Annotated in this window: 14 protein-coding genes; 3 read left to right on the plus strand and 11 right to left on the minus strand. The window is 44.4% G+C overall.

Annotated features, from left to right (window positions below; genetic code table 11):
* Positions 1-40 precede the first annotated feature (40 nt).
* Entirely contained in the window at positions 41-2,143 is a 2,103-nt protein-coding gene (locus ACJ004_RS18150) for a (Fe-S)-binding protein (protein WP_410894535.1), read from the minus strand.
* A gap of 201 nt (positions 2,144-2,344) precedes the next feature.
* Between ACJ004_RS18150 and cls the strand changes: the two genes are divergently transcribed.
* Complete coding sequence (gene cls, locus ACJ004_RS18155; protein ID WP_410894642.1) at positions 2,345-3,532, plus strand: cardiolipin synthase; 1,188 nt, start codon at positions 2,345-2,347, stop codon at positions 3,530-3,532.
* A gap of 62 nt (positions 3,533-3,594) precedes the next feature.
* Here cls and ACJ004_RS18160 read toward each other — a convergent pair whose 3' ends face one another.
* The 5 genes from ACJ004_RS18160 to speE all read right to left on the minus strand — a co-directional run bounded on the left by ACJ004_RS18160 (position 3,595) and on the right by speE (position 8,577).
* Positions 3,595-3,774: an H-type small acid-soluble spore protein gene (locus ACJ004_RS18160; RefSeq protein ID WP_410894536.1), complete on the minus strand. Its 180-nt coding sequence runs from the start codon at positions 3,772-3,774 to the stop codon at positions 3,595-3,597.
* Between the two features lie 341 nt (positions 3,775-4,115).
* Entirely contained in the window at positions 4,116-5,786 is a 1,671-nt protein-coding gene (gene argS / locus ACJ004_RS18165; protein WP_410894537.1) for an arginine--tRNA ligase, read from the minus strand.
* Positions 5,773-6,318: a YwiB family protein gene (locus tag ACJ004_RS18170; RefSeq protein ID WP_410894538.1), complete on the minus strand. Its 546-nt coding sequence runs from the start codon at positions 6,316-6,318 to the stop codon at positions 5,773-5,775. The genes argS and ACJ004_RS18170 overlap by 14 nt, the downstream gene beginning before the upstream one ends.
* Before the next feature lie 298 nt (positions 6,319-6,616).
* Complete coding sequence (gene speB / locus ACJ004_RS18175; RefSeq protein WP_410894539.1) at positions 6,617-7,489, minus strand: agmatinase; 873 nt, start codon at positions 7,487-7,489, stop codon at positions 6,617-6,619.
* Positions 7,490-7,749: 260 nt separating this feature from the next.
* Positions 7,750-8,577, minus strand: coding sequence for a spermidine synthase (gene speE / locus ACJ004_RS18180; RefSeq protein WP_410894643.1), 828 nt, complete (start codon positions 8,575-8,577; stop codon positions 7,750-7,752).
* A gap of 272 nt (positions 8,578-8,849) precedes the next feature.
* On the opposite strand from speE, the gene ACJ004_RS18185 reads away from it, so the two are divergent.
* Positions 8,850-10,919, plus strand: coding sequence for a transglycosylase domain-containing protein (locus tag ACJ004_RS18185; protein ID WP_410894540.1), 2,070 nt, complete (start codon positions 8,850-8,852; stop codon positions 10,917-10,919).
* A gap of 114 nt (positions 10,920-11,033) precedes the next feature.
* Here ACJ004_RS18185 and ACJ004_RS18190 read toward each other — a convergent pair whose 3' ends face one another.
* Both ACJ004_RS18190 and ACJ004_RS18195 read right to left on the minus strand, forming a co-directional pair.
* Positions 11,034-11,543 (minus strand): YwhD family protein, encoded by a 510-nt coding sequence (locus ACJ004_RS18190; protein WP_410894541.1) that lies wholly within the window; start codon positions 11,541-11,543, stop codon positions 11,034-11,036.
* A gap of 12 nt (positions 11,544-11,555) precedes the next feature.
* A complete protein-coding gene (locus ACJ004_RS18195; RefSeq protein WP_410894644.1) occupies positions 11,556-12,176 on the minus strand; it encodes a site-2 protease family protein in 621 nt (206 codons plus the stop codon).
* A 125-nt stretch (positions 12,177-12,301) separates the two neighbouring features.
* Between ACJ004_RS18195 and ACJ004_RS18200 the strand changes: the two genes are divergently transcribed.
* Positions 12,302-12,631, plus strand: coding sequence for a 2-hydroxymuconate tautomerase (locus ACJ004_RS18200; protein WP_410894542.1), 330 nt, complete (start codon positions 12,302-12,304; stop codon positions 12,629-12,631).
* A gap of 135 nt (positions 12,632-12,766) precedes the next feature.
* Here ACJ004_RS18200 and ACJ004_RS18205 read toward each other — a convergent pair whose 3' ends face one another.
* From ACJ004_RS18205 to ACJ004_RS18215, 3 genes are all read right to left on the minus strand, one after another.
* A complete protein-coding gene (locus ACJ004_RS18205; protein ID WP_410894543.1) occupies positions 12,767-13,270 on the minus strand; it encodes a YwgA family protein in 504 nt (167 codons plus the stop codon).
* Between the two features lie 61 nt (positions 13,271-13,331).
* Positions 13,332-14,630, minus strand: a complete 1,299-nt coding sequence (locus tag ACJ004_RS18210) for an HD domain-containing protein (protein ID WP_410894544.1) — start codon at positions 14,628-14,630, stop codon at positions 13,332-13,334.
* Positions 14,631-14,964: 334 nt separating this feature from the next.
* On the minus strand, positions 14,965-15,204 hold the full coding sequence (locus ACJ004_RS18215; protein ID WP_410894545.1) for a YuzB family protein: 240 nt from the start codon (positions 15,202-15,204) through the stop codon (positions 14,965-14,967).
* Between the last annotated feature and the right edge of the window lie 253 nt (positions 15,205-15,457).

Raw genomic sequence — 15,457 nt, forward strand, 5'->3', positions numbered from 1 at the left:
TGAATAGGTTAACAAATCAACTTCCGCACTCCATCATCTGCTATGCTACTTCTCCGCAAACTGCTTTTTCAAGCAGCTCGGCCACATCATATGTCGAAACCTTTTCTTCGACCTCTTTCGCCTTCGTCCCATCGGACAGCATAGTTAAGCAGTACGGACAGCCGGAACTGATCACCGACGGATTAACCGCTAGGGCCTGCTCGGTTCTTGCTACGTTGATGCGGTGTCCGGTTTCTTCTTCCACCCACATCATTCCGCCGCCTGCGCCACAGCACATGGCTTTCTCTCTGTTCCGCTCCATTTCAAGAAGTTTCACTCCCGGAATCGCTTTAAGAATTTCACGCGGAGCATCATACACATCATTGTAACGCCCTAAATAACAGGAATCGTGGAAGGTAATCGTTTCATCCACCGCATGTTTCGGCACCAGTCTGCCATCACGAACCAATTCGTAAAGAAGCTCGGTATGATGGAACACTTCGACATCGGCTAAGCCGAAATCTGGGTATTCATTCTTGAAAATATTATACGCATGCGGGTCAATCGTGACGATCTTCTTGACTTCCGCTTTTTCAAATTCCTCGATATTTTTCGTTGCCAGGTCTTGGAACAAGAATTCATTGCCGAGACGGCGCGGTGTATCACCAGAGTTCTTTTCTTTATTGCCAAGAATCGCAAATTTCACGCCTGCTTCATTGAGCAGTTTCGCAAACGATAAAGCAATCTTTTGACTGCGGTTATCGTAAGATCCCATCGCGCCCACCCAGAAGAGATATTCGAATTCTTCGCCGGCTTTGTTCATTTCCTTCACGGTCGGTACCTGAACATCCTCGCGTGCCTCACGCCAATTTTCACGTTCTTTTCTGTTCAAGCCCCATGGATTGCCTTGGCGTTCGATATTGGTCATTGCGCGCTGAGCATCGGCGTCCATTTTCCCTTCGGTTAACACTAAGTAACGGCGCAGGTCGATAATTTTATCGACGTGCTCATTCATCACTGGACATTGATCTTCACAATTTCGGCATGTTGTACAGGCCCAAATTTCTTCTTCTGTAATGACGTCCCCAATCAAACTTGGGCTGTAAGCGGAAGCGGCAGCAGATTCCTGTACGGCTTGACCTACTGAAGCTAGGGCCAGTTGATTTCCCTTCGTATTGCCAAACGCAAAGGTCGGCACCCACGGCTGTTTCGAAGTTACGGCGGCACCGTGATTGGTTAAATGATCACGCAGTTTAACGATTAAGTCCATTGGTGACAGCATTTTCCCTGTCCCTGTTGCCGGACACATATTAGTACAGCGGCCGCATTCGACACAGGCATAGAAATCAATCATTTGGTGCTGCGTGAAATCTTCTAATTTTCCAACCCCAAATGATTCTTGGGATTCATCTTCAAAATCAACCTTTTTCAATTTTCCTGGCTTATCCAAACGGTTAAAATACACATTCGCCGGCCCGGCAATTAAGTGGGCATGCTTAGACTGCGGTACGTACACTAGGAAAGTTAATAGGAATAATAAGTGCGCCCACCAAGCAATATAGAAAATCACAATGGAGGCGGTTTCATTAATCCCTGAAAAAATAACCGAAATCAGCGATGCGACAGGCTCGGTCCAGGAAGTATCTTCACCATGCCAGATGAGACTCATCCCATTGCCAAGGAGAACAGAAAGCATCAAGCCGCCAATAAAAATAAGGACAAGACCTGACTTAAAGTTTCGCTTCAAGCGGACTAATTTTTCCACATAACGGCGGTAGAAAGCCCAGATAACCGCCACTAAAATCATCAAAGTGACTAGCTCCTGAAAAAAAGTGAACCCTGCATAAAGCGGTCCAAGCGGAAGGTGTGCCCCCGGTTTAATCCCTTTGATAATAAAATCAATCGCGCCAAATTGGACGAGGATAAAGCCATAGAAGAACATGACGTGCATGATCCCGCTTTTTTTATCCTTCAGCAATTTCTTTTGGCCAAACACATTGACCCAAATTTTGCGGAGCCGCTCTTTGACATTGTCTTCAAACTCGACTTTTTTCCCAAGCTTGATAAATTCGATCCGGGTCTTGACCACATACACAAACAGACTAACTGCGTAAGCGGTTACAGCAAGAAATGCAATCAAGTTGACCCATAGTAAACCATTCATACATATTGCCCCTTTCCTTGGTTCCCCTTTAACTTCTAGAAAATAATTAATTTTCAGAATCTATACTTAAATCTATTATATTATGAATGAGCGTTCAGTCAAATGATTTTTTGAAAAGATTGTCTAACTTATAGAAATTAGTACTTTCGGGAAAACTAACTAAACTGATTGGAGGAAAGAATCCGGATGAAATTGGCACTCGTGTTGAGCGTACTACTTTTTTTCGTCATTATATGGTTTGTTTTCGATTTTTATCTAGGTAGAAAGAAGCATCTTTCCATAGTCAGCAGAAGAGAAACAGCCATTATTCATGGTGACTTTGATATTTTCACGCACGGAAAAAAATTGTTTGCCGACTATTTTCATGAACTGCAAAGCGCAAAAAAGCATATTCATGTGCTCTTTTATATTGTCAAAGACGATGCAATCAGCCAGGAATTTTTCAATATTTTAAAAGAAAAGGCCCGTTCCGGGGTGGAGGTCCGGCTTCTCATTGACCGGCTTGGCAGTTTAAAGGTGAAGAAGGCGGCCATCCAGACATTGCGGGAGGCGGGGGTTCGTTTTGCTTTTAGCAATAACATCAAGCTACCCTTCCTTTTCTATTCTTCGCAAATTAGAAATCACCGCAAGATTTCAATTATTGACGGGGAAATTGGCTATCTCGGTGGATTTAACGTCGGCAAGGAGTATATCGACGAAGATCCTTCCGTGGGGATTTGGCGTGATTACCATTTGAAAATCACCGGCCGAAGCGTTAATTTTTTGCAAACAGAGTTTTTGAGTGATTGGCACGAATATGCTGGTGAGGATATCATGGGTAATCCAGCCTATTTCCCCGACTTGGCTGACGGTCAGGTCCGCCACCGATTTGTGCCGACAGAGGCCCAGCAGTTAGAACAAAATTATCTGACGCTCATTCAACAAGCAAGGGATTCGCTGATTATTGGCACGCCGTATTTTGTCCCCTGTCAGAAAATTTTAGCGGCGTTACTGGCTGCCTTAAAGCGCGGCGTTCATCTCTCTATCATCGTCCCCTTTGCCGCTGATCATGCGTTTGTTCAAGAGGGATCATTCCCCTATTTACGGAAGTTGATTCAGGCGGGAGCAAACGTTTATCAATATAAGAAAGGATTCTATCACGCAAAGACCCTTCTCATTGATGATAAAATCTGTGATATCGGTACCGCCAATTTTGATAAAAGAAGTATGTATTTGAATAAGGAAATCAATTGCTATATTTATGATCCGGCGTTTATTCAACGCTTGAAGGAGATTCTGGAAAAGGACATGGATGACTCCGTTCCGCTGACATTAGCGGTCCTTAACAAACCGAATCCGATCCGCTCATTCAAGGAATGCATCGCTTCGCTTGTTTCCTATTTTTTATAATTGGGGGAACAGGGGTTAGACCCCATAAAGAAGAGTCTTCGAATCACCTCGAAGACTCTTCTTTATTCCTCAATTAAGTTTAAGACAGGAACGTCACGCTCGTTATCCGGATCATTTCTTGAGTAAATTCTCGCTACATGTGTTGTTTCATCAACATGTTGAATGATCACTGGCGTCCCCTCGTAAGTCACATAAATCATATCGGCAGATTCCACAATTTCTTTGGCTCGTCCCACATTCATCCGTTTCTTCCACTCCTCTGGTTAAAGTCCCTACTAGTATTTGCACTTTTTGGGAGGATATTCAAAAGTGAGAGTGGTTCCTAAGAAAAGTTGCTGGTTGTTTATTTAACCCGCAGCCTGAATACACTTCGCTTTCCGCGGGCGGCACAGGGAGCCTCCTCGGCGCAAGCGCCTGTGGGGTCTCCCCAGCCCCGTCTTCCGGCAGGAGTCTTCGTGTATTCAGGCTGCTCTGTACTTCTACAATGTTCGTCATCTTATTTCAAAAACAACAAACTTTTAGAAAGCAGCCTTTCAAAAAAAATAGCCCCCTTATCTAAATAAGGGAGCCGCAAACATCATGATTACATTTTTTCCGGAGCTGAAACTCCAATCAAGGCAAGTGCATTACGAAGTGTAATCTGCACCGACCGTACCAACGCGAGGCGCGCCTTAGTGCGCTCAGCATTATCGAGATCGAGCACCTTTTCCGCATTATAAAAACTGTGGAACGTCGACGCTAACTCAAAGATATAGTTCGTAATCCGGTGTGGGACGCGCTTCAATGCGGCCTCCCCAACAGCTGCCGGGAACTCCCCAATCTTCTTTAATAAATCCATTTCCTTCTCCGACGACACCAACGAAAAATCAGCATCGGCATCGACCCGTACACCCTGCTCCTCACCAGAACGGAGGATACTCGAAATCCGCGCATGGGCATAATGAGCATAATAAACCGGATTTTCATTCGACTCCGACACCGCTAAATCTAAATCAAAGTCCATATGCGTATCCGAGCTGCGCATCGCAAAGAAATAACGCGTCGCATCGAGGCCGACCTCATCGACCAAATCACGCATCGTTACCGCTTTACCGGTCCGCTTACTCATCTTCATCTTTTCACCATCTTTATAAAGGTGAACAAGCTGAATAATTTCCACCTCAAGCGCCTCGCGGTCATACCCAAGCGCCTGAATCGCCGCCTTCATCCGCGGGATATAGCCGTGATGGTCCGCTCCCCAAATATTGATCAACTTCTCAAAGCCGCGCCCCAGCTTGTCCTTGTGGTAAGCGATATCTGGAGTCAAATAGGTATACGTACCATCCTGTTTAATAAGCACACGGTCTTTATCATCGCCTAAATCAGTCGAGCGAAGCCAAGTCGCTCCGTCTTCCTCATACACATAACCGCTCGCCCGTAACGCCTCCAGCGCCTCGTCAATTTTCCCATTTTTATAAAGCGACGTTTCAGAAAACCATACATCAAAGCGAACCCGGAAATCCTCGAGATCCTGTTTCAATTTCGCCATTTCATATTTTAAACCGTACTCACGGAAAAATTCATGACGCTCTTCATCGGAAACATTCTCATACTTGTCGCCAAACTCCTCTGCCAGCGTTTTCCCAATGCCAATAATATCCGCACCATGGTAGCCGCCCTCTGGCATATCTTTTTCCAAACCAAGCGCCTGGAAATAACGCGCCTCGACCGACAATGCCAGATTATTAATCTGATTACCGGCGTCATTAATATAATACTCACGCGAAACATCATAGCCTGCTTTATCTAAAATATTACAAAGCGAGTCACCAACCGCTGCACCGCGGGCATGACCAAGGTGCAAATCACCTGTAGGATTGGCCGACACAAACTCGACCTGAATCTTTTGGCCTCCGCCCACCGTCGTCTCACCATACTTTTCCCCAGCATTAAGCACCGTCGGAATCAGCTCGGTTAAATAACTATTATTCATATAAAAATTGATAAATCCAGGCCCCGCAATCTCAATTTTTTCAATCGAAGCCTTCGTACGGTTGATATTGGCAAGCAACGCTTCCGCAATCACCCGCGGCGCCTTCTTCGCCACCCGAGCCAGCTGCATCGCCATATTCGTCGAATAATCCCCGTGCGCCTTCTCCTTCGGTGTTTCCAGAACCACATCCGGAATTTGCTCCTCCGTGGCCAGTTCCGCCTTTAACACCGCCGCGCGAATTTCCTCTTTTAACTTACTTTGCACTTGTTCAACTATATTCATTGTTATCCTCCTGAAAGGTAATTTCCAAATGGTATGTACCAGCAGGCTTACCCTGCATCGAAAAATCATAAAGAATGTCAATCAGACCATCAGAATGCTCAATCCGTTTAGCCAGCGTCAGCGTCTCAAAGACCCCAAACGGCATTTCATAGCTGCCGTGCAGCTTCTTATGCAAGCGAAACGGCAACCGCATCTTCACCGCACCACCGCGCAAAATCAGCGCCTCATCCCCAGCAACCTTCACAATCGTCCGCACCTGGCCCTCGTCCTGCATCTCTTCATACTTCAGAAACACAGCACCATCTTTTTCAAGATACCGGCCAAACAGCGACAGCTCGTAAACTTCCTTGCCCCCATGCTGACGAATCGTCGTTTTCACATTAATTTTCATCGGAATTTCAGTAATAGACAAACCTAATGGCACTTCCCTTTTTTCTTTTTTAAAGGCTATTTTCGCATAGAATGTTGTTTTTCGTATAAGTTCATCAATCCGTTTAACTAGATGCTTCGTGGCATTTTTTCGTAAGAACATATGCGAAAATTACCTAGAAACTTAGTAAATGGCTCTTAAATAGCTCCAAAAGCAACAAAGTATACGAAAAGAGCCTTTTTAAAAAGGAACTCAGTATAATTCTTTGGAATTGTTCTAGTCCTAGTAATTGACGTAACTACTCTAATGCATACTTTTTCTATTATAAACATTGCTCGGCCACAAATCAAAAAATGCCTGCCCCAATGGGACAGGCACCTTGAATTAGAGAATTGTCTAGCTTGGCTAACCCCTTTTTCTTCGGTCATACGACCTGGGCGAGGCGCTCCCGCTTTTCTCTTTATTTCACCCAGCCAAGCAGCATTTCACGAATTAACTTACTCCCAGTATTTGCCGTTTGCTCCGATGGATCATAAATCGGCGCCACCTCGACAAGGTCACCGCCGACCACCTTCACCTCGGAACGAGCAATCTCATGAATAGAGGCAAGCAATTCTTTCGAAGTAATACCTCCGCAATCCACCGTCCCTGTACCAGGTGCATGCGCTGGGTCAAGGACATCAATATCAATCGTCACATAAACCGGACGTCCCGCAAGTTTCGGAAGGATTTCCTTTAATGGTTCAAGCACTTCAAACTTCGAAATATGCATCCCGTTTTGCTTCGCCCATTCGAATTCTTCCTTCATCCCGGAACGAATTCCAAATGAATAGACGTTGCTCGGCCCAATATGTTCCGCAATCTTGCGGATCGGAGTCGAGTGCGATAACGGTTCGCCTTCATATTCCTCACGTAAATCAGTATGGGCATCAAAATGGATAATGGCTAAATCGGGATATTTTTTATAAACAGCTTTCATAACCGGCCACGAGACAAGATGCTCCCCGCCCATCCCCAACGGGAACTTGCCGGCAGCTAGTACTTGGTCAACAAAGTCTTCAATCATGTCGATGCTCTTTTGCGGGTTCCCGAATGGAAGGGGAATATCGCCTGCATCATAGTATTTAACCTCTTCCAGTTCGCGGTCAAGGTAGGCGCTGTATTCTTCCAAACCGATTGACACCTCGCGGATGCGGGCAGGACCAAAACGCGAACCCGGACGGTAACTCACCGTCCAATCCATCGGCATCCCGTACAAAACAACCTGACTCTCCTCAAAATTCGGATGACTCTTAATAAACACATTTCCTGAATACGCCTCATCAAAACGCATCTATGTATCCCTCACTCTCTATGTATTAAGGTAGTGCCCGTTACTTAGCGGCACATCCCCCTTTTTTTCTATGGTTCGGTCGCCGTTTAGAAGCTCGATTGGCGACCGTTTACCTTCTTTTTTCTTTACTTCGGTCGTTAAGAGGCTTGATTGACTACTGTTAGCCCTCTTTTTTTTCGACTTCGGTCGTTAAGAACCCCTATTGACTACCGTCAGACCTCTTTTTTCTCGACTTCGGTCGTTAAGAAGCACTATTTTAATTACTTCAACAAATCCCCAACAAATTTCGGCAAGACGAAGGCTGCTTTGTGAAGCTCTTTTGTGTAGTACTTTGTTTCGATTTCATGGAAGCGGTCTTCGCTTACTTCTAATGGATCATATTTCTTTGAACCGATCGTGAACGCCCACAAGCCGCTTGGGTACGTCGGGATATTGGCTACATACAAACGAGTAATTGGGAAGATTTCGCGAACGTCGCGTTGGACATTACGAATCAAATCCGCTTTAAACCAAGGGTTATCCGATTGCGCAACAAAGATGCCGTCTTCCTTCAACGCCTTTGAAATCCCTGCATAGAACCCTTTGGTAAATAGGTTCACCGCTGGTCCAACTGGCTCGGTGGAGTCAACCATAATCACGTCATATTGATTGTCGCTGTTTGCAATGTGCATAAAGCCGTCGTCCACTTGGACATCGACACGCGGGTCATCAAGCATGCCAGCGATCTCCGGAAGAAATTTCTTTGAGTACTCAATTACTTTGCCATCAATATCAACAAGCGTTGCTTTTTTCACGCTTGGGTGCTTTAACACTTCACGAATTACGCCGCCATCGCCGCCGCCGACAACAAGGACATTTTCAGGATTTGGGTGCGTAAATAACGGAACATGCGCCACCATTTCATGGTAAACAAACTCATCGCGGACAGAGGTCATGACCATGTCATCTAGTAGAAGCATGTTGCCCCACTCTTCTGTTTCAATCATATCCAACTTTTGAAACTCAGTTTGCTCTGTATGTAAGGTTTTATTTACTTTCATAGTGATACCAAAATTTTCGGTTTGCTTTTCTGTAAACCAAATTGACATACTTCCATCTTCCTTTCTACTCTCATTTTCAATAACCGTAGAAAACTGCCCAGCACCTGCGCCCATCAACTAGGGCACTTCGCTTTTCTTTTTATAGTACCCAAACCATTGAATTACAAACACAAGAAAAAGTCTAGCAAAATTTAAATAAATAAACCAATAAATGTTTAAAATGACTCTATTTTTTCAATACTATTACTATCTAATTTTTTAAAAACTGGAAAAACGAGGCTAGCTGCGGCGCCTCCGCTTTCTAAAGGGGTGGTGAACACATGGAAATCATGACTGATCAAGGGTTTCGGAAGACAATTAAATATTTACGGGCAGTGATTATCATCAGTTTGATAGGCATGATTTGTATGCTTATTCTCTTCCTTGGGATTCTTGCCTATGCAAAAATTTTGGGAGCACCACCGCTTGCCGTTCCGCAATCGACATTAATCTTTGCTGACGACGGGACATTGATTGGCGAGAGCAATAGCGGTCAAAAACGGTATTGGACCAATTTAAAGGATATTTCACCCGATTTGGTCGACGCGACCATCTCCATTGAGGATAAAAATTTTTACGAGCACCATGGCTTTGATTTTAAGCGGATTGCGGGTGCTGTGTTAGCGGATGTTCAAGCCTTCGCAAAGGTACAGGGCGCGAGCACGATTACTCAGCAGTATGCTCGAAATCTATTTCTCGAGCACGACAAAACTTGGACAAGGAAGCTGCACGAGGCTTTTTATACCATCCGGATCGAGATGAATTATTCTAAAAAAGAAATTCTTGAAGGCTATTTAAATACTATTTATTATGGCAACGGTACCTATGGTGTTGAAGCTGCCAGCCAATATTATTTTGGTAAAAAAGCTGCTGACCTTACTCTTGCCGAAGCAAGCATGCTGGCGGGAATTCCGAAAGGACCGGGCATCTACTCCCCGCTTGCCTCGATGGAACATGCAAAAAGCCGCCAAGCGATCATTTTAAAAAGCATGGTGACAAATGATTACATCAAGAAAAAGGAAGCTATCGATGCCGCTATGCAGCCGCTGACAATCGTAGGCAGCCACAATAAGCAGAAAGTGAAGGTCGCTCCCTATTTTCAGGATGCCGTCAGAAATGCCTTGAAAAATCAATTACATTTAGATGACCGCACGATTGCCCTCGGCGGCTTAAAAGTCTATACCACGCTTAACCGTAAACAGCAGGAAGCGGCGGAAGACCAGGTTCATAAATATGTAGCAAATCTATCGGAAATTCAAGTCGGTCTTGTCGCAATGGACCCGAAAAACGGCTATGTGAAAGCGATGGTCGGCGGCAGGGACTATGAAAAAAGTCCCTTTAACCGTGCCGTGCAGGCGATTAGGCAACCAGGCTCGACCATCAAGCCACTCCTATACTACGCGGCGCTCGAGCAAGGATTTACACCTTCCTCAACGATGCGCAGTGAGTTTACGAAGTTCCATTTTGATGATGGCCAGCCTGACTATACACCGCATAACTTTAACAATAAGTACGCCAACGGCGAAATTACTCTCGCCCAAGCGCTCGCTGTTTCCGATAATATTTTTGCGGTCAAAACGCATTTATTTTTAGGAGAAGAAACATTAATCGAGACAGCTAAGAAATTCGGACTTTCTTCAAAAATGGCTCATGTCCCTTCTCTGGCATTAGGAACATCAGGTGTCCGCGTCATCGAAATGGCCAATGCCTATAGTTTGCTTGCGAATGGCGGGAAAAAAGTTAGTCCCACCTTGATTACGAGAGTCGAAGACTATAATGGCAAAGTCATCTATGAAAAAGAAGAGGAAAATGAAAAGGTGCTGGACCCAGCCAAAGCGTATGTGATGACGCAAATGATGACGGGGATTTTCGATCCGAAACTAAACGGATATGCGAAGGTAACAGGGAGCACGGTTATCAACGATATTACCCGGCCCTACGCAGGGAAATCGGGCTCAACGGAAACCGACAGTTGGATGATTGGCTACTCCCCGCAGCTCGTTACGGCCGTCTGGGCCGGGTACGATATGGGAAAACCAATTGAGCTGGTTGCGGAAAAAACGTACGCGAAGAATATCTGGGCAAATTTTATGGAAGAGGCCTTAAAAGGCAAGCCCGTCAAGGCATTTAAAGCGCCGAAGGAAGGCGTTACAGGCGTGTATGTTGATCCAGAGAATGGCAAGCTGGCGACAAAGGATTGCCCGGTGCGCCGGTTCACTTATTTCGTGAGCGGCACCGAGCCAACCGAATATTGCGCCGAACATCTAGGAAATCACAAGTCCGTGCCTGAGAAACACAAGGAGGGCACCAAAAAAGTCCCATGGTATAAGAAAATTATGCCGTGGACCTAGATTGAAATAGAAAAGCTCCGGAATAAATTCCGGAGCTTTTCTTGTCCTGGTTTTACATTGTTTTAACAAAGAATATAATACTATAATTTTCAAAAAAACTACAAGCATTAATTTTTATTCAGCCAATAAACCTCGTTTGAGTTCCTCCGTAGAGTTGTTCCACAAGACTTCATTATGATTACGTAAGAATTCCGCTAATACCTTTTTCGAATTCGCGTCCATTTCGTCGACAATAATATGACGCTTCAGCGACTTATCCATGCGGTTGACGTGTTCAGGCAAGGATTTATAGCCGCGCCGGATTTCCCGGTCGACGGTCATGAAGCATGCCGTTACGCCAGCATAATAAGGCCCTTCTTGCATACGGTCAATCGTTACCCACACAAGCCAATAGGGTTTCCCATTCGGCACCTCTTCTTGATTTTTCAAAAATTTAATGCCTTTTTCAACGGTGCTCCTGGCATGCATGGCACCGACATCAATCTCCGCTTCACCGGCCTCGACATCAATAATGACAGGCGAAACATTATCAAGACTAAGGGCCCCTTTTCCAAAACCTTTATGGCCATCAGTGGGATCACTTTTAATGATATTAAAACCAAGTTTCTTCTTATTATTTTCCATTAAACGAACCTCCTAAAAAAACAACATGCTGAAGAATTGATGTAATCCATCCCATACCCATGGAATGACCACCGCAAAAATCGGCTCGATTGTATATTTATCCAGCGGGGTAAAAACTAAAATTAAAAAAATCAATCCACCATACTGTTCATACTGTGTCATTTTCGCCCGAAGATGCGTCGGCGCTAAATCCTCGATAATCCGGTATCCGTCAAGCGGTGGGAATGGCAGCAGATTAAAGATAAAAAGGACAATATTCAGCCGAATGAATATTTCGAGAAAATCAGAAAAATTTTCTGGCAGGGTTGTGCCGAAACGATTTAACCCGAACGCAACAACAAAGCCGAGTGAAGCTAAGATCAGATTGCTAAGCGGCCCGGCAACAGAAACCAAAATTCCTGCGAGACGGGGCTTTTTAAAGAAAAAACGATTAACCGGTACCGGACGGGCCCACCCGAAGCCGGCGATAAAAATTAAAATTGTTCCAATAGGATCCAGGTGTTTGAGCGGGTTAAGCGTCAACCGACCTTGTTTTTTCGCGGTCATGTCACCGAATTTATAGGCAACAAACGCGTGGGCGAATTCATGAAACGTAAAGGCAATCATTAGTGTAATCGCCAAATAGGGAATCATGCTTAACGGATAGGCAAGAAAACCAAAATTTTCCAACACTATATCTCCTTCCATCGCAAACGGATGTCACTTAGGTTTAGTGCATAGACTCCGTTTTCTTTCTATCTATATTCCTTTTAGTATACATGAAATCGTTTCAAAAAAGAAAATCAAAAGTGTCATCCGATATTGCACTTTTCGTCGAAATATGGAACACTAACAAAGAAAAGCGAAAGCGTCCATTTAGCGGCGATGAACTAAACCATTATCGTACGAAGGAGGAAAAAAACATGCCTTATGTTACTGTAAAAATGCTTGAAGGAAGAAACGACGAGCAGAAGCGTGCCCTTGTTACAAAAGTAACCGAAGCAGTCAGCGAAACAACAGGAGCACCCAAAGAAGCCATCCACGTAATGATCGAAGAAATGAGCAAAAGCAACCTTGGAATTGCCGGCGTACGAAAAAGCGATCAATAACTAGAAAGATAGTGGTGTCAGGTGCCATGTGAAATTTTCACATGGTGCCTGACACCTTTTTGGTTACAAAAAACTAAAAAAACACCGCCGAGACCCTCCGCGCGTGCAGCTGGTTCAAGCAGTGTTTCACATCTCTTATTGAATTTTCGCTTTTAATGATTCGATATATTGATAGGCCTCATCGATTTCCGCCTCAGTATAGCGCTGGCTTGCCTTTAGCGTAAATACCTTATTCGCCACTTCTTCTTTTGATAGATTATCAAAATATAAAACCGTCGAAACCAACTCCAAGAATCTAGCATTCTGCTCATTCATGTCGGCCAGACAATCCTGCAAATAAGGCATTTCCACCTCATTTAAACTTAAAAACTCTTTCCCCGGCTCCGTCAACGTATAGCGATATTGAAAATACCCGCCCTTTTTCTCCTTCACCTCATTGAGAAATCCCATATTACAAAGCTCCTCAACCCGTAACGTCAATTCCTCTGAGTAGGGGCCATAAAAATGAAACTGGAACCGCTCTTGAAAGGGAAATGCCACCTTTTTCGCAATATATATCATCTTTTGCAGCTTCTTACGTCCGATAATCTCACCGGAAACCATAACCGCCTGCATCAGTTTCGCATGATCATTTAACAACGTTCGTCATCTCCTACTCCATCTAAAACAGATCATTATTGGGTGTCAGGCACCAATCGTTCTATACCTCTAAAAGGGCACGGATTTGCCTTTTCACATTCTTTTTAACCGAGTCATCAAGAAGAAAATCAGCCGGATAATAAAGCTTGTGGTCTGTCCTTCTTTTCCCCGAAATCGCATCAACAATCTCAGATTCCCGAGAAAGCTCCTTCAATTCCCCATTTTGCATCAGCAAATGAATCGGCAGCCGCTCCTCCTCCTCACCGGGACGATAGAAATCATACGGTAAATCAGACGAAGAATCGACCACCAAATAGTATTCAGGATCCAACCCAGCCTTTTTGAATAATGAACCTAGTTCAACGAGCTTTTTGTATTCCTTCGCTGGGTCAAATTCCGCGTACTTGAATAGATTGCGATTGACAAACCGCCCGCATAGGTCGCTTAAAACAGGATCTGTTTCTTCCTGCCAAATTTGAAAATAATATAAAATGACCGATTCATCTAATTTTAAATAGTCTTCTAAGGTTACTCTTTCATTGAAAATCGACGTAAAGTGGATGGGTTCATATTTAAAAGAATAGTTTTCCTCAAACAACTGCTTGGCGCGGTGGAGGATCTTTGTCAAAATGACCTCCGCACTGCGCGACACCGGGTGGAAATAAACCTGCCAATACATTTGGTAACGGCTCATAATATAATCTTCAACCGCATGCATGCCACTCTTTTTAATGACGACTTGATCTTCACGCGGACGCATTACCCTTAGAATCCGTTCCATGTCAAATTGACCGTAGCTGACACCAGTAAAATAGGCATCCCGCTGCAAATAATCCATCCGGTCGGCATCAATTTGACTGGAAATCATACTGACCACTAGCTTTTTCTCCGAAGTCTTCGCAATCACTTCAGCGACTTTTTCAGGAAAATCAGGACTGACCCTTCGAAGGACGTTATTTACTTCTGTGTTTCCCAAAATGATTTTCCGGGTGAAATCCTCATGGTCAAAATCAAATACTTTTTCAAAAGAATGGGAGAACGGACCATGGCCGAGGTCGTGAAGCAAGGCCGCACATAGGGTCAGCAGGCGATCGTCATCATTCCACTCTGGTCTCCCCGCAAACACATCATCAATGATGCGGCGGACGATTTCATAGACACCTAGAGAATGGTTAAAGCGGCTGTGCTCTGCACCGTGAAAGGTTAAAAACGTCGTTCCGAGCTGTTTAATGCGCCGCAAGCGCTGAAACTCTTTCGTGCCGATTAAATCCCAGATGGCCAGGTCACGTACATGGACGTAGCGATGGACGGGGTCTTTAAATACTTTTTCTTCACTAAGTTTTTCCGCCGAATAGGCCATAGACTTTCCCTCTTCCTCGTAAACTTGCTCCTGGCGCTTGAGAGCTTCATGCTTGTTGCTTTGATATTTTCTATTATATCCCAAAAACCACCCTGGTTTCAGCAAAATTCTACACGATTTTTCGACATGGAATGAGAAAAAAAATCACCTGAGTTTATTGGACAAAGGTGATTATTGATCGATAGAAAAGGTTCTTTTAACTTAGACGACTGTCTAGCTCCAGCGTCCAGCAACTAGTGTACTTCGCTCTTCTCCCTGCGATAAGTCAAGCACGAATGCGCTCCGCTCTCCGTGTTTCCTTTATCTCAGTCGAAGCGCTCCAGTCCATACGTTGCTAAACGGACGCTTCCGCTTTTCTTATCTTTTTATTAACTTTTTCCATTAATTCCTCTTCCGTTAATGCAGCAACTGGGCGGTTATTAACGAAGGCGAAGGTCTTTTTCCGGCCAGGACCGCAATAGGATTGGCAGCCAATTTTGACTTCGGCATTCGGATCCAGTTCTTTCAACCGAGGGATCAATGTCTTTAAATTCACGGCCTGACAATCATCGCAAACGCGAAATTCATTGGACATGTAAGACAACCCTTTCTTTGGTACGATCTATATCTATATCTATATTTTATCCAGTACGGATATTTAAAACAACCGAATAACTCCTCTGGTATTTTACATTTTCTTGTTTTCGAATGCAAGTTGCAATCTTTACTAAACTCGTTAAAAAAATCTACTATCCTTGCAACCATTTTGGTATAAAGGTTCATAAACTTGTCCATCCTAAGACTAGAACTTTTAAAAACTCGTCAAGAATCAAGGGCGGGTTCATCCA

The sequence above is a fragment of the Neobacillus sp. 204 genome, assembly GCF_046562815.1.
In the GTDB taxonomy this organism is placed as follows: domain Bacteria; phylum Bacillota; class Bacilli; order Bacillales; family Cytobacillaceae; genus Neobacillus.